Origin of the sequence: Microbispora cellulosiformans (assembly GCF_008728085.1) — a bacterium.
Lineage (GTDB): Bacteria > Actinomycetota > Actinomycetes > Streptosporangiales > Streptosporangiaceae > Microbispora > Microbispora amethystogenes.
In genome coordinates, this window is the sequence record NZ_VYTZ01000004.1 from 37573 (window position 1) to 51490 (window position 13918).

Here is a 13918-nt window from a genome sequence, read left to right on the forward strand (position 1 = left end):
GCGGGGAGACGAGGGAGCGGATCAGCGGTCGTCCGCGCCGAGCAGACGGCCGATCCAGCGGTCCAGGGGAAGCAGGTTGATCCCGACGATGACCGGGACGTGCACGAGCGCGAACACGATCGTCGCGCCGAACGAGATCGGCCCCCCGGTGAACAGGTTGATGTGCGGCGCGTCGATGACCTCGGGGATCTCGACGGGATTGGCGACGAACCACATGATGTCGAGGAAGCCGGAGAACACGATGAGGACACCGGTCGCCATGATCTTCAGGCAGCGGCCCGGCGTGCCCCCGCCGATCCGGTACGCGGCGGCGACCGTGAGCACGATGCCCGGATAGAGCAGCAGATACAGATGCGTGTAGAAGCTGTCGCCCTGGGCCCGCGCGCCGTCTCCGTAGTAGAACCAGCTGATCCTCGGGATCAGATAACCCGTGAAGAGAACGAACGGGACGTAGAGCAGCCAGTTCAGCCGTGGTGACACCCAGGGGAAGACCGAGATCGCCACACAGAGGCAGGCGAACGCGAGGAGTTTGGCCACCATCTGCCAGGGCGACTGGATCTCCCTGGTGTGCGGCGTGGCCAACCACACGAAACCGGTGCCGGCGGCGCCGACGACCAGGGCCATCCACCACACGTGGGGCGCCCAGGGGCGGGAGCCGGCGCGGACGACGTCCACCGGAAGATTTCCGTCGAGACGCGGCCGGGACGGAGGACTTTCGCCGAATGCCGTCATGGAGACGCGGCACCTTCCTTCCACCATGCCCCTGGGGCAGGCGTGCCGTATGGGCGCTGCGAAGAATGCAGCCGCGAGCGCGGGAGCGCTCCCACGCATTATGTCATTCTCATCCGGAAATGCGTCCACAATGGTGCGTATTGGGCGGCGGATCTGGATATTTTCAGCATCTCCGCAGGTCAGATGGGGTCATGATGGAGAAGTAGTACCCGCGAGTAGTTGAATGTTGCGCCACCGGCCGTCATTCCCCGGCGTTACGGACAATGTCAACCGTGTTTGCGGACGCATGTCAATTTTGGACCGGTCCTAATTCCCTGGGATGGCCATCCACCCGGACACAATTCCGCGGCGCGCCGCGTGGCGCCGGTGACCCTCACAGCGGGCGAACGGCGACCGATTCGGCGGAGAGTGTGACCTCAACGGTGATGTACGGATTGCCCAGCCGGGGCAGCTGAAGCCCACGCGTGAACTCCTCCGCGTCGCCCGGCATCACCTTCGGCTGCAGTGCGACTTCGACTTGCCCGGTCTCGTCATCTGGGTGCGCCGTCATCGTGGCCACCTCAGGACGGGATCTGAGCCAGGAGACGACCGTGTCCTGGGCCCGCCGGAGCTCCGCGGCCGAGAATCCCTTGCCGCCGATCAGGGTGACCTCCATGGGGAGGGTCCGAGCCAGCTCGATCGCACGAGCCGGGATGGGACCCTTGAAGCCGACGCGCAGCCCCCGGTGGTCGTCGACGTATCTGACGCCGGAGATCTCGTCGGGGAACTCCGCATTCAGTCTGTCGATCACCCGGCTGTTGGACGACTGTGAGCCGAAGCGGTCGATGGCCTCCTCGTAGGAGATGCCCTCCGATCTGGCGATGGTCCCGAGGTCGACCAGCTCGGCGTAGGGAATGCCGTCGATCGTCACGTCCGGGTCGGTCACCGCGGGGTCGTAACCCTCGAAGTCCGTCGGCTTGGGCGACGAGGTGGCAGCCACCCGGCTCGCGTACCGCTTGACGACCTCCTCCAAGGGCCGGCCCGACGACGCCGCCTCTCGCTTGAGCCGCTCCAGGGTGGGCCGGTGCGCTCTGGGCTGCTCGGCCCGCGGCAACACGATCGTCTCGGTCCCGGCCACAGTGGAGACCAGACCGGCACCAGACGGGCCGCAGGCGCACAACGACGCGAGCACCGCGATGACGGCCAGACGCGATCTCTTCACACCCAAGAGACGCGTCACCGGCCTGGAGAGTTCATCCAGGTATCCGATCCGGTATGGCGAAGCCCGTTCATCAGAACGCGTACCGCGGTCGTCGACGACAACAGGGTCATCGAGCGGGGTGGGCCGAACAGCGCGCCGAGCGACCAGGGGTATGGCAGGGACACGGCATCCCCGGTCGCGCGTACCGGGCGCGGGTCAGTGGGTGACGGGGACTCGGGGAGCCTGGGGATCGGCGGTGGGCCTCCGGTGGCGCGGCGCGTCCCCATCGGAGCCTCGGTCATCCGGCACCCGGCCGCCCGGCGCCGGCTGCTCGGGGGCCGGCTGCTCGGACCCGGCCTGCTCGCGAGCCGGCTGCTCGGGGGTGGTGGCCTGGCGGTGCGACCGGCCCTCGGCCTTCCTGATCTCCTCTTCGAGGTCGCCCGCCGTGGGAGCCTCCAGCAGACGGGCCACGATCCGCGTCGTCACCCGGGGGACGGCCCAGAAGCTGCCGGTGCGCTCGCCGTACCAGACCATCCAGCCGGGCGTCTTCGCCGCCAGGGTCCGCGCCGCGCCCCTGCCCGCGGTCATCTCGTTCGTCATGCCGATCCTCCCGCTCGCCGTGTCTCCGGGTGCCCCCGTCTCCGGGAACCGCCCTCTACCCGGCTACGCGCGAGCCAAGCACGATCAAGCGAGGCGCGGGAGCACGGCTCCCGGTCGCCATTCGGTAATGGTCATGCCAAGGGCAGCCCCTGAACGTAATATCCGTTAAGGGGGGATATAAGGGATAGCCCGCTTATCCAGCTAGCTGGTATGTTTGAATGACTCAAGTCCCCGGTAGGGCGGGCGGCGGCGAGGCATCGGCCCGCCGACCCCAAGCTGCGCCGCGCCACCGGCTCGGACGAGCGGCTCACGTCACGGAAACCCTTACGGAACAGGGGTTTTGCATGATCCCCGTAGCGCGGGAGACCCCCCACAGCAACCAGGATAAGTCCCCTGTTCTTTACTTATTTGCCCCTATATGGCGCACCAGTGGGGTTGCCGGACGGACTCGCAGGCCATCGACTGCCGGACATTACTGGGACCTGACACTCCTCCGGGTAGCGTCGTTCAAGACAGTACGCCCGAAAAATATGGATGAAGGCGCGTATATGACAACGCAGCAGCTTGAGATCACTGTGAGCGATCACCAGCCGGCCGTCCTGGTCGTGCTGCGGGGTGAACTCGACATCGCCACCGGAGACAGTCTCCGGAGCGTGATCAGGAAGCTCGTCCACCAGGGTCGCGCGAAGATCGTGGTGGACGCGTCCGATCTGCGGTTCTGCGACTCCTGCGGCCTGGAAGCGCTGCTGGACGCCCGGGACGACATCGAGAAGGCCGCCGGTTGCCTGCGGCTCACCGGAGTTCACGGCGTCTTGAGGATCGTCCTTGAGGCGACCCGGCTGCGCGGCACGTTCTCGATCGACGGCACGCCCGTCGAGGCCGTCGCCGCCATGGTGGTGACGGACTCGCACGACGTGTCCATGGTCTGACCGGCAGAGCCCTGATCACCGGAGTCTGATCACTGATCGCCCGCCCCCGCCCTCACGCCGAGGGCGGGGGCTCTCGTACGCAGGCCCCCCTGCCACCGCGCGCCACCGGCCGTTTGCGCCGGTCGGGCCCGGGTACGCGCGGACGAGGGAACGACCGGACCGTGCAGGGGGAGACACCATGGACCAGTCCCGTGTGCCCGTGCTGGAGGCGTTGGCCGCCTACCGCAGGCGAGGAGACCTCAGCTTCACTCCTCCGGGACACAAGCAGGGCCGTGGGGTGGATCCGCGGGTCCTGGAGATCATGGGCGGCGACGTCTTCCGCGACGACGTGATGGTCATGAACGGCCTGGACGACCGGCTGCAGTCCAACGGGGTGCTCGAAGAGGCCCAGCAACTCATGGCGGAGGCGGTCGGTGCCGAGCAGGCGTTCTTCTCCACCTGCGGAAGCTCCCTGTCGATCAAGAGCGCCATGCTCTCCGTGGCCGGTCCGGGCGAGCGCCTGCTGGTGGCGCGCAACGCCCACAAGTCGGTCATCTCGGCGCTGATCCTGAGCGGCGTCGAGCCGGTGTGGGTCCACGGAGACTGGGACGGCGACCTCCACATGTCGTACCCGCCCACCCCCGAGGCGGTGGAGGAGGCGTTCCGGGCCGCCCCCGACGCCAAGGGCCTGCTCGTCGCCAGCCCGGTCGACTACGGCACCTGCGCCGACCTGGCCCGCATCAACGAGGTGTGCCGCAGGTTCGGCCGCACGTTCATCGTGGACGAGGCCTGGGGCGCCCACCTGCCGTTCCACGACGACCTGCCCGAGTGGGGCATGAACATCGGGGCGGACCTGTGCGTGACGAGCGTCCACAAGATGGGCAACGGGCTGGAGCAGAGCTCGGTGTTCCACCTGCAGGGCGACCGCGTGGACCCGGCCGTCCTCAAGGCCCGCGAGGACCTGCTCGGCACGACCAGCCCCTCCACCCTGATCTACGCGGCGCTCGACGGCTGGCGCCGGCAGATGGTGGAACACGGCAGAGGCCTGCTCGACCGCGCGCTGGAGCTCGCGGCGTCGGCCCGCGCCGAGATCGGCAAAACGCACGGGCTCTGGGTGCTCGACAAGGAGAACACCGGCGCGTTCGACGTCGACCCGTTGAAGATCGTGATTGACGTGTCGGACCTCGGCGTCGACGGCTACCACGCCTCCGACTGGCTGCGCGAGCACTGCCACGTCAACTTCTCGCTGAGCGACCATCGGAGAATCAGCGCCGAGATCACCGTCGCGGACGACGACGAGACGGTCGGCGTGCTGCTCGACGCGCTGCGCACGCTGTCGTCGGCCCGCGACCTGCCGCCCGCGGCCAGGATCGACGTGCCCGAGCCGGGCGAGCTCGAGCTCGAGGTCGCGATGCTCCCCAGGGACGCGTTCTTCGGCCGGGTCGAGATCGTGCCCACCGGTCAGGCGGTGGGGCGGATCGCGGCCGAACTGGTCACGCCGTACCCGCCGGGCGCGCCCGCCCTGTGCCCCGGCGAGATCATCACCGAGCCGGTGCTGAGCTACCTCACCACCGGGCTCGCCGGCGGCATGGACATCCCGGACGCGAGCGACCCCACGCTGAAGACGCTCCGGGTGGTCGCGGAGTGACAGTCCTGACGAAAGCTAGGCCCAGCGGGAGCTGACGGTCTCCGCCAGGAGCATCTCGGCGACCTCGCGCGGACGGCCGCGCCCGAAGGCGGCCCGCTGCCGCACGGCCCCCGATCCGTACCGCCGCAGACGGTCGAGCTGGACGGTGAGCGGCGCCCAGTCGCCGTTCTCCTCCAGCATCGGCCGCACGTGCTCCAGCATGCGGTCCACCAGGTGCCAGCCGGGCACGCGGGCGCCGGCGAGCAGGTCGTACGCCTCGCCCTCCACTCCGTCGTGCGCCGCGCGCCAGAAGGCCGCGCGCAGGAGGGTGTCCTCCACATCGGGGGCGGGCACACCGGCCCGTACGTCGCGGAGCGCGGTGGCGACGAGACCCCGCACGAGCCCGGCCAGCGTCGCGGTCTCGGCGGCGGTCGGGCACACGTCCGCCGCGCGGATCTCCAGCGTCGGCACATGGTCGGAGAGGCGGGCCAGCCAGTAGATCATCCCCCGGTCGAGGATCGTGCCCCCGGTCAGCATCCCGGCGACGAGGCTCTCGTAGTGCCGGCGCGAGCGGAAGTACGGCGGCGGCTCCGCGCTCGGCCACCGGCCCATGACCATCGCCCGCCAGCTCGCGTGGCCGGTGTCCCTGCCGTCCGCGATCGGCGAGTTGGCCGTCAGGGCCTGCAGGACGGGAAGCCAGGGCCGCAGGTGGTTGCTGACCCGGAGCGCCTCCTCGCGGTCCCCGAGCCCGACGTGGACGTGGCAGCCGCAGACCCCCTGGCCCTCCATCACGGCCCCGAACTCGCGGAGCATCGCGTGGTAGCGGGGGCACGACGACAGGGGCGGCACGCCGAGGTTGCCGTCCAGGGCCGTGCCGCACGCGGCCAGCCCCAGGCCCGCGTCCGCGGCGGCGCGGGCGGCGGCGCGTCGCGACTCCACCAGGTCGCCGTGCAGAGCACGCAGTTCGGTGTGCACGGCGCTGTTGCTCTCCAGTTGGAACCGCGTCAGTTCGAACACCAGCCGGTCCGCCCCGGGCCCGGCCAGCCGTGCGTGCACCTCCTCGGCCGCCGGGACGACCCGTCCGGTGCCGGGGTCCAGGAGAAGGAACTCCTCCTCGACGCCGAGTGTGAGCGCCGCCGGGTCCACGGGTGCCCGGGTGACGGGGGAAGAGCCGTGAACGGTGTCGAACTGGCCCTCCCTTGTCACGTCTGGCATCGGTGGTCTTTCTCGGAGGAGGGTCCAGTGAATCAGTCCCCCATTCCCCCCAACGATGCCGCGAAAAACCACAAATGCCGTTTCTTGACGCGTGTGCGTACGGCCCTGCCCGAGCGTGCCGCCCCACTAGACTGACCGCCTGACCGAGGCCGCCCAGTCAACCAGTCCCAAGTCCGTTGCCCACGTTCGATGTCCACGTTCGATGTCCACGTTCGATGTCCACGTTCGAGGCCAGCAGCCCGCCGAGGTGTGCCAGTGACCGCCGCCGTCGTAGTGACCCCCGTGCCCGCGCACGTCCCCGACCACGTCCTGGTCATGGCGCTCCACGGCGCGTTGGACTACACCAACGCCGACCGGCTGCGTGAGGAGCTCACGGCGGCCGTCGGCGAGGGCCACCGCGAGTTGCTCCTCGACCTCAGCCCGCTGGACTTCTGCGACTCCACCGGGATCCGGATCCTGCTGTCCGTACGCAGGCTTCTGCAGGAGCGGGACGGCGGGGTGACGCTGGCGGGCCTGAACTCCCGGCTGGCGCGCATCTTCCGGACGACCGGGCTGATCCACGCGTTCACCGTCGAGCCGGATCTCGCGGAGGCCGTCGGCGCGCTGAACGCCCGGCCGGGATCCGAGTAGGGCAGGTAGGGGCATCGAAGGGGTCACAAAGAGGTAGCCTCGGTGACGCCGAGGTGAGACTGAGCGGCAGAGCCCGGTGAGGGCGTGGCAGGGCGGCGTCGAGGAGGACAGGTGGTGGACCACCATCGGCAGTGGCCGATAACGGATGACCTCGCGACGTTACGCGACGACATCCAGCGGTTCGCCGGTCAGGCGGGACTCGCCGGCGCCCGGCTGGACGATCTCGTCATCGCCGCCAACGAGGCCGCGATCAACGTGCTCGAACACGGCGGCGGAGCGGGCACGCTGGCGATGTCCACCGACGGCGCCGTGCTCGCCGTCGAGGTGGCCGACGAGGTGGGCACCCTGTCCCCCGCGGCCGTGCCCGGCCGGCGGCCCACCGGCCGGAGCGTCCGGGGCTTCGGCCTGTGGCTCATGGGCGAGTTGTGCGATTCGGTGACGATCGAGCAGGTGCCCGGCCGGTCGACGATCCGGCTGTCCATGAATCTCGACACCGGGCATCTCGACACCGGCGGCCCGGCCGCCGGAGCGGGCGCCGCTCCCGTACGAGGGAACGTCCGCCCGATCTGAACCGGCGGCCGGGCCTTCGGCCGGTCCCGCGTTGACCCTGGTTATCCTCTCGATCCCGTAAACCGGGCCGACGCGACGGACCGAGCGCCATAACCTGGGTCCCGCCACCACCTCCTCCAGGGACGCTGGACGGCTACCTGAGGAACGCCCATGACGCGGCGGCGACCGCGATCAGGACGCAGAGGCGGATGGTCCGGGGCGTGCTGTCGACGACGTCCCGGACCGCTCTGGCCACCTCGCCGACCCACGAGCCGATCTCCGGGTCGTGGAACCGGACTTCCTGACGGCTTTCCCCGCTCTCGCGGGGTCTGATAGCACTCATCGGGGCACCCTCCCCCATATGCGCTGTCCGGGAAGCGACCCCCGGACCTTTCCCCGAAGGTCACAGGTGACCCAGCGTGCACGCAATGCTCACGCAGGGCAATTGAGGTTCCATACGAAGGGTGACGATCGTGTCACAGTTTGCGAGGTGTCTTCGCCCCGATAAGTCCCAGAAAGCGCGCTTCGCTGTCTGATTTGTCCGCGGCTCTTTCCGGAAATTTGGACCAGCTCGCGACACGCCGTCATTTGTCTCCGAGGTCGGCGGCAGGCGGCAATCCGGGGCGGCACACAGCGGCCGCGGAGTTCTCCCCGGAAGCGCACGGAGGCTCCAGAGACGATGTTACCGAATGTGACGGAGTGGTCACGCACACCCGGGCACCCCCGGCAAGCCGGAAGCGAGCCGAACCCGGCCGTCAGCCGCCACACCTCACCCGCCGAGGTCGCGGGCGACGTTCTCCAGGCACCGGGTCAGCGTCTCGACCCGCTCCTCGGTGACGGGCCGGTCGCCGGCGGCCTCGGGCAGGTCCGCGCGGCGCGCGATCACCAGCGGCCGGTGCCGCTCGTCGATCTGGTCGAGCGGCAGCACCAGGCACTCGCCCCGGACGAAGACCAGAGCGACGTCCGGGTCGGCCGACTCCAGCAGCCGTCGTACGCAGTCGGGGTCGAGCAGCGCCATCGCGACTCCTCCCGGACACGGGTTCAGGGCCGGATGCCCACGCCCGTCGTCACTTCCTTGATCCGTTCCCGGCCCGAGTCGGGCGCGAGCGGCGGGGTGCCCATGCCCGCGCCGCGCCGCATGCCCTCCAGCACGGCGCGCAGCGCGTCCACCGCGCTGTGGCGCGGCTGCCAGCCCAGCTCCTCGCGAGCGCGGGTGATGTCCATGATCGGGATCTGCAGGGCCATCTCCACCAGGCCGGGCGAGGCCGGGATCAGCCGCAGGTGCCAGCCCGCCGCCACCGCCGTACGCACGAGCGTGGCCGGCACCGGCACGCGCCGGGCGCCGAGGAGGTCCGCGAGCACGGCGGGGTCGACGACCGGGTCGGCGGCGAGGTTGAACGCGCCCCGCACATCGCGGGTGAGCGCCAGGCGGAACGCCTCGCCGGCGTCCAGCGAGTGCAGCGCCTGGAACCGCAGGCGGGGCATGTCCGGCACGAACGGGATCGTCCCCGGCCGCACCAGCCGCTGCGGCAGGAACGGCCCGGCGAACAGCCGCCGCTGCTCGGTCGCCGCCTCCTCCTTGAAGATGAAGCCGGGGCGCATCCGCACCACCCGGATGGCCGGATGGTCGCGTTCGAAGATGTCGAGCACCCGCTCGACGTACGCCTTCTCGCGGGCGTAGGCGGCGTTCGGCCAGCCGTGGGTCGGCCACGCCTCGTCGACGGGCGGGTCCTTCGGCCCCGGTGAGTACGCCCCGACGGACGACGAGTGGACGAGGACCGACACCCCGGCCCGGGCCGCCGCGGCGAAGACGCGCATGCTGCCGATCACATTGGAGTTCCAGGTGGTGACGGGATCGTGGGTGGGCTGGAACAGCCAGGCGAGGTGGACCACGGCGTCGGCCCCGGTGAGGATCGGGCCGAGGTCGTCGCGGAAGACGTCGGCCGTCCGCCACTCGGTCTTCGCCGGGCGCCAGTCCGGCATGCGCCGGGCCACTCCGACGATCGAGGTCACGCTCGGCTCGGCCTCCAGGGCGGTGAGCACGCTGGTCCCGACGTTCCCGCTCGCGCCAACCACGACAACTCGCATGAGGCTCTCCGTTTCCTGACACCCTTCGCGACAAACCGCCCCAAAGGTCGCGATAGCCCCATCCCCGGCAGAGTCGCGATCATGCGTCCGTCTGCCTCGGGGATGCGGGAGCTCCAGATTTCCCCTGGGACAATGCGGGGGAATCAGTGGTGGCGCGGGAATACCGCTACCTAGGAGGATTAAGTTCTCATAGTGGTCAGAGAGGCGGAACAGCGGAGATGGCTCAGATCGTCGGTGGCGGACGCCCCGTCAATGACGCCGAGCGACGGGTCATCGCCCACCTGCGGGACAACGCCCCTGACGACTGGCTGCTGCTGCACAACATCGAGGTGCCGCGCGGCGCCGACCTGTTCGAGGTGGACGTGGTCGTGCTGACCGGCCACTCGCTCGTCGTGATCGACGTGAAGGGCGCCCGGGGCCGGTTCGAGGTGTCGGGCAACCGGTGGTTCCCCCAGCACCGCGAGGCGTTCGGCTCGCCGGTGGCCAAGCTGCGCGGCACCGCGCGGGCGCTGAAGGGCCTGCTGATCGACGAGCACCGCGAGCTCGAACGGTTGTACGTCGACAACGTCGTGGTGCTGACCGCCCCGGGAGCCGTCCTCGTCGACCACAGCGGGCGCGACGCCCGGCACGTCACGACGATCGCCGGGCTCGTCCCCATGCTCAGCGACGTGGGCCGGGTCAGGCACGGGTGCAGCCGGGACGCCGCGCCGTACCGGACCGCGATCATCGAGGCGCTGAACGGGACCGTGCGCCGGCCCACCGCCCCGCCGCGGTTCGGCAACTGGGAGGTCGAGGAGCAGCTCGGCGGCGACAGCCGCGTCACCGAGTATCGCGCCGTCAACGCGACCGCGCCGACCAGCGGGACCGTTCTGCTGCGGGTCTACCGCGCCGACCCGATGGCCGAGCAGCAGCGGCGGGTCGCCGAACAGCGCCGCATCGCCAACGCCTACCAGGCGCTCGCCAAGATCCCGCCGCATCCCTGCGTCGTACGCTCGCGGGACTTCTTCGCCATCGACGACGAGAGCCGGTTCGTGCTCGTGCTCGACGACGTCCACGGGCAGGCCCTGCACCTGCATCTGACCGGGCGCGGGCTGGACGTCGGCGCCAAGCTCGCCGTGCTGGAGGGCATGCTGGACGGCCTCGCCCACGTCCACGCCAACAAGGTCATCCACCGGGCGCTCACCCCCGCCTGCGTGCTCGTCGCGGACGACGGAAACGCCATGCTGACCGGCTTCGACTACGCCAAGCCCGGCCCGCGCAAGCACACCGTCGCCAACGAGCTCCCCAACATCCTCGACGTCCACTACGTCGCCCCCGAGTGCCGGGCGCGGCCCGAACGGATGACCCCCGCCTCGGACGTCTACTCGGCGGGGGTCATCGCCTTCCAGCTGCTGACCGGCGAGCTCCCCATGCCCGGCATGGACGCCGAGCCGGCCGCCGCGGGCGTCGCCCCGGAGGTCATGGACCTCGTACGGCGGATGCGCGACCCCACGCCCGCCAAGCGTCCGGACGCGGTGACGGCCCTCGCCGAACTGCGGGACGCCCGGGAGGCGCAGCCCCGGCGGCGAGCGCCGCTCGGCGGCAGGATCCGCGACGCCCTCCGCCGCCTGCACCCCCGGGGATGACGCCCCGGGGCCGGCACTCCCGCGCTCCGAGGGAGCGGGGCGGGAGGCCGATCGACGGCGATTACGGGACCTTCGTCCCTAACCCGCCGGCGGGCCGATCACGCAGGCTTGCAGACATGAAGCTCGACTCGGCCGGCCTTGAGATTCTCACCGGAGGGGAATGTCTGGACCTGCTGGCCTCCACCCCCATCGGCAGGATCGTCTTCACCGACCGGGCCCTCCCCGCCGTCCAGCCCGTCAACTTCTGCCTGCTCGACGGGAACATCGTCATCCGCACCGCCGCGGGCTCCAAGCTCGCCGCGGCGGCGCGGAACGCCGTCGTCGCCTTCGAGGCCGATGAGTTCGACGCGACGTTCCGTACGGGCTGGTCGGTGACCGCGGTGGGGCACGCCCGCGCGGTGTCGGAACCCGAGGAGATCGACCGCCTGGCCACGCTGCCGCTGTCGCCGTGGGTGCCCGGGACCCGCGACCACTTCATCGTGATGGCCCCCGAGCAGATCTCCGGCCGCAGGCTCAACCGCTGACCGTCGCGCCGCGCAGGCCGCGGTAGAAGGCGCGCAGGTCCGCGACGAGCAGCCCGGGCGTCTCCATCGCCGGGAAGTGACCTCCCTCGTCGAACTGCGACCAGTGGGCGATCTCTCCGCCGGGGTTGTAGAGGGTGGGCACGATGTCGTCGAGCCCGCCGAACACCGCCCAGCCGACCGGCGCCGAGGGCGCGCCCGCCCCGGCCCACGGGTTGGGCGCGCCGGGCAGGGGATGGGAGTTCTCGTAGATCGCGTGCGCCGCCGACGCGCCCGACCGGGTGAACCAGTAGAGGCTCACGAGGGTGAGCAGCAGGTCGACGTCCACCGCGTCACCCGGGCTCAGCTTCCGCTGGTCGGTCCACGCCTCGAACTTCTCGGCGATCCAGGCGAGCTGCCCGGCGGGCGAGTCGGTCAGGGCGTACCCGATCGTCTGGGGCTTGGTGGACTGGATCGCGAGGTAGCCCTTGCCGTCCCGCTGCGCCTCGCGGAACGCGTCGTAGCGGGCCCGCTGCGCGGCGCTGAGCCTGCCGACGTCGACCGGCACGTACCCGTCGGACATCGCGACGGCGACCTGCACGTCGCTGCTGATGTGGACCCCGGCGACGTGCGCGGCGTCGAACGCCGCGAGCATGCCCACGAGGCCCGCGCCCATGTCGCCGCCGTGCGTGCCGTACCTGTCGTAGCCGAGGCGGCGCATGAGCTCGGCGAACGCGCGGGCGGACCGGCCGAGGTCCCAGCCGGGCTCGTTCACGGGCGTGGAGAACCCGAACCCCGGCAGCGACGGCACCACGAGGTGGAACGCGTCCCGGGGGTCGCCGCCGTACGCCGCGGGGTCGGTGAGCGGGCCCGCGATGCCGAGGAACTCCACGGGCAGGCTCGGGTATCCATGGGCGAGCAGGAGCGGCAACGCGTCCGGCTCCGGGGAGCGGACGTGGAACGCGTGCACCGGCTGTCCGTCGATCACGGTGCGCACCTGCGGAAACGCGTTCAGCCGGGCCTCGGCGGCGCGCCAGTCGAGCTCCAGCCAGCGCGCGACGAGCCGCCGGAGGTGGTCGAGCGGGACGCCGCGCTCCCAGCCGGTTCCGGGGATCTGCGCGCCCAGGCGGGCCCCGGCGAGGCGGGCGCGCAGGTCGGCGAGGTCGTCGTCGGAGATCTCGATATGGAAGGACTCGACGGGGAAGGGCTCGATCTGGTTCGTGGTCATGCGGGCAGGCTCGCGCATATCGCGGACGGGTTCCTTCCGCGATGCGCGCGACAATCGGATCATGCGCGATACCGCGGCGCGGCTGCTCCGCCTGCTGTCCCTCCTGCAGACCCGGCCGCACTGGAGCGGCCCCGAGCTGGCCGACCGGCTCGGCGTGACCACCCGCACGGTCCGCGCCGACGTCGAGCGCCTGCGCGCCCTGGAGTATCCGGTGTCGGCGACCCCCGGCGTGGGCGGCGGCTACCGGCTCGGGGTCGGCGCCGCCCTGCCGCCGCTGCTGCTCGACGACGAGGAGGCGGTGGCCGTCGCGGTCGGCCTGCGGACCGCCGCCGGAGGCGGTGTCACCGGCATCGAGGAGAGCGCCCTGCGCGCGTTCGCCAAACTCGAACGGCTCCTGCCCGCGCGGCTGCGCCGGCGGGTCAACGCCATCCAGTCCTTCACCCTCGACGTCGGCGGCTCCGGCCCGACGGTCGACGCCGAGGTCCTCGCCCTGCTCGCCGGAGCCTGCCGGGACGCCGAACGGCTCCGTTTCGACTATCTCGACCACGGGGGCGGGCGGTCACGGCGTCTCGTCGAGCCGCACCGCGTCGTGCACCTGCGGCGGCGCTGGTATCTGGTGGCCTGGGACGTGGACCGCGCCGACTGGCGGACGTTCCGGGCCGACCGGGTCGAACCGCGGCCGCCGACGGGCCCGCGGTTCCGGCCCAGGCGGTTCCCGCACCCCGACGTCGGCGCCCACGTGCTGCGCCAGGTCGGCACGGCCCTGTGGCGCCACCGGGCCCGCGTACGGCTCGACGCCTCGGCGGACGAGATCCGGAGGCGGTGGCCCGGCGTCCCCGGCGGCCTCACGCCGGTCGACGAGACGTCGTGCCTGCTCGATGTGGGCGCGGACACCTTCGAGATGCTCGCCCTGCACCTGGGCCTGCTCGGCGTGGACTTCCGGGTGCTGGACCCGCCCGAGCTGTCGGAGGCGGTGGCGGCGCTGGGCCGCCGTTACCCGCGCGCCGCCGGTGGTGACGGAGGTGGCGGATGATGG

Annotated in this window: 15 protein-coding genes; 7 read left to right on the forward strand and 8 right to left on the reverse strand. The window is 71.1% G+C overall.

All coding sequences use genetic code 11. The annotated features are described in order from the left end of the window. Positions 1–21: 21 nt before the first annotated feature. The 3 genes from F5972_RS11240 to F5972_RS11250 all read right to left on the reverse strand — a co-directional run bounded on the left by F5972_RS11240 (position 22) and on the right by F5972_RS11250 (position 2512). Positions 22–675: a hypothetical protein gene (locus F5972_RS11240; protein ID WP_225311373.1), complete on the reverse strand. Its 654-nt coding sequence runs from the start codon at positions 673–675 to the stop codon at positions 22–24. A 430-nt stretch (positions 676–1105) separates the two neighbouring features. Continuing rightward, positions 1106–1933, reverse strand: a complete 828-nt coding sequence (locus tag F5972_RS11245) for a hypothetical protein (RefSeq protein WP_150933424.1) — start codon at positions 1931–1933, stop codon at positions 1106–1108. 195 nt (positions 1934–2128) lie between these two features. Continuing rightward, the gene (locus tag F5972_RS11250) at positions 2129–2512 is read right to left on the reverse strand and encodes a hypothetical protein (RefSeq protein ID WP_150933425.1); all 384 of its coding nucleotides are present in this window, start codon (positions 2510–2512) and stop codon (positions 2129–2131) included. Between the two features lie 548 nt (positions 2513–3060). Here F5972_RS11250 and F5972_RS37135 point away from each other — a divergent pair. Beyond that, the gene (locus F5972_RS37135; protein WP_191910065.1) at positions 3061–3441 is read left to right on the forward strand and encodes an STAS domain-containing protein; all 381 of its coding nucleotides are present in this window, start codon (positions 3061–3063) and stop codon (positions 3439–3441) included. A 178-nt stretch (positions 3442–3619) separates the two neighbouring features. Continuing rightward, on the forward strand, positions 3620–5068 hold the full coding sequence (locus tag F5972_RS11260; protein ID WP_150933427.1) for an aminotransferase class I/II-fold pyridoxal phosphate-dependent enzyme: 1449 nt from the start codon (positions 3620–3622) through the stop codon (positions 5066–5068). 15 nt (positions 5069–5083) lie between these two features. Here the strand turns inward: F5972_RS11260 and F5972_RS11265 are convergent, their stop codons facing one another. Next, on the reverse strand, positions 5084–6262 hold the full coding sequence (locus F5972_RS11265) for a carboxylate-amine ligase (RefSeq protein WP_150933428.1): 1179 nt from the start codon (positions 6260–6262) through the stop codon (positions 5084–5086). Between the two features lie 255 nt (positions 6263–6517). On the opposite strand from F5972_RS11265, the gene F5972_RS11270 reads away from it, so the two are divergent. Together F5972_RS11270 and F5972_RS11275 are read left to right on the forward strand one after the other, a co-directional pair. Then, positions 6518–6892 carry an STAS domain-containing protein gene (locus F5972_RS11270; RefSeq protein ID WP_225311374.1) on the forward strand — a complete coding sequence of 125 codons (375 nt, stop codon included), beginning with the start codon at positions 6518–6520 and terminating at the stop codon, positions 6890–6892. A 111-nt stretch (positions 6893–7003) separates the two neighbouring features. Next, on the forward strand, positions 7004–7462 hold the full coding sequence (locus F5972_RS11275; RefSeq protein ID WP_191910066.1) for an ATP-binding protein: 459 nt from the start codon (positions 7004–7006) through the stop codon (positions 7460–7462). A 133-nt stretch (positions 7463–7595) separates the two neighbouring features. Here F5972_RS11275 and F5972_RS11280 read toward each other — a convergent pair whose 3' ends face one another. From F5972_RS11280 to F5972_RS11290, 3 genes are all read right to left on the reverse strand, one after another. Then, positions 7596–7784, reverse strand: coding sequence for a hypothetical protein (locus tag F5972_RS11280; protein ID WP_150933431.1), 189 nt, complete (start codon positions 7782–7784; stop codon positions 7596–7598). A gap of 426 nt (positions 7785–8210) precedes the next feature. Further along, complete coding sequence (locus F5972_RS11285) at positions 8211–8459, reverse strand: hypothetical protein (protein ID WP_150933432.1); 249 nt, start codon at positions 8457–8459, stop codon at positions 8211–8213. Between the two features lie 23 nt (positions 8460–8482). Next, positions 8483–9529, reverse strand: a complete 1047-nt coding sequence (locus tag F5972_RS11290; protein WP_150933433.1) for an NAD-dependent epimerase/dehydratase family protein — start codon at positions 9527–9529, stop codon at positions 8483–8485. A gap of 218 nt (positions 9530–9747) precedes the next feature. Here F5972_RS11290 and mads6 point away from each other — a divergent pair, with 218 nt between their 5' ends. After that, the gene (gene mads6 / locus F5972_RS11295; protein ID WP_150933434.1) at positions 9748–11154 is read left to right on the forward strand and encodes a methylation-associated defense system protein kinase MAD6; all 1407 of its coding nucleotides are present in this window, start codon (positions 9748–9750) and stop codon (positions 11152–11154) included. Positions 11155–11270: 116 nt separating this feature from the next. Next, entirely contained in the window at positions 11271–11678 is a 408-nt protein-coding gene (locus F5972_RS11300) for a pyridoxamine 5'-phosphate oxidase family protein (protein WP_150933435.1), read from the forward strand. Here F5972_RS11300 and F5972_RS11305 read toward each other — a convergent pair. After that, on the reverse strand, positions 11668–12882 hold the full coding sequence (locus tag F5972_RS11305; protein WP_150933436.1) for an epoxide hydrolase family protein: 1215 nt from the start codon (positions 12880–12882) through the stop codon (positions 11668–11670). The two genes, F5972_RS11300 and F5972_RS11305, sit on opposite strands and share 11 nt — an antisense overlap. Positions 12883–12943: 61 nt before the next feature. Between F5972_RS11305 and F5972_RS11310 the strand changes: the two genes are divergently transcribed. Beyond that, positions 12944–13915: a helix-turn-helix transcriptional regulator gene (locus F5972_RS11310; RefSeq protein WP_150933437.1), complete on the forward strand. Its 972-nt coding sequence runs from the start codon at positions 12944–12946 to the stop codon at positions 13913–13915. Positions 13916–13918 lie beyond the last annotated feature (3 nt).

What these genes read in the sequence shown, in the direction of transcription:
- F5972_RS11265 (WP_150933428.1), bottom strand. Translation starts at nt 6,262, where the DNA reads ATGCCAGACGTGACAAGGGAGGGCCAGTTCGACACCGTTCACGGCTCT.
- F5972_RS11260 (WP_150933427.1), top strand. Translation starts at nt 3,620, where the DNA reads ATGGACCAGTCCCGTGTGCCCGTGCTGGAGGCGTTGGCCGCCTACCGC.
- F5972_RS11250 (WP_150933425.1), bottom strand. Translation starts at nt 2,512, where the DNA reads ATGACGAACGAGATGACCGCGGGCAGGGGCGCGGCGCGGACCCTGGCG.
- F5972_RS11310 (WP_150933437.1), top strand. Translation starts at nt 12,944, where the DNA reads ATGCGCGATACCGCGGCGCGGCTGCTCCGCCTGCTGTCCCTCCTGCAG.
- F5972_RS11285 (WP_150933432.1), bottom strand. Translation starts at nt 8,459, where the DNA reads ATGGCGCTGCTCGACCCCGACTGCGTACGACGGCTGCTGGAGTCGGCC.
- mads6 (WP_150933434.1), top strand. Translation starts at nt 9,748, where the DNA reads ATGGCTCAGATCGTCGGTGGCGGACGCCCCGTCAATGACGCCGAGCGA.
- F5972_RS37135 (WP_191910065.1), top strand. Translation starts at nt 3,061, where the DNA reads ATGACAACGCAGCAGCTTGAGATCACTGTGAGCGATCACCAGCCGGCC.
- F5972_RS11305 (WP_150933436.1), bottom strand. Translation starts at nt 12,882, where the DNA reads ATGACCACGAACCAGATCGAGCCCTTCCCCGTCGAGTCCTTCCATATC.
- F5972_RS11300 (WP_150933435.1), top strand. Translation starts at nt 11,271, where the DNA reads ATGAAGCTCGACTCGGCCGGCCTTGAGATTCTCACCGGAGGGGAATGT.
- F5972_RS11280 (WP_150933431.1), bottom strand. Translation starts at nt 7,784, where the DNA reads ATGAGTGCTATCAGACCCCGCGAGAGCGGGGAAAGCCGTCAGGAAGTC.
- F5972_RS11290 (WP_150933433.1), bottom strand. Translation starts at nt 9,529, where the DNA reads ATGCGAGTTGTCGTGGTTGGCGCGAGCGGGAACGTCGGGACCAGCGTG.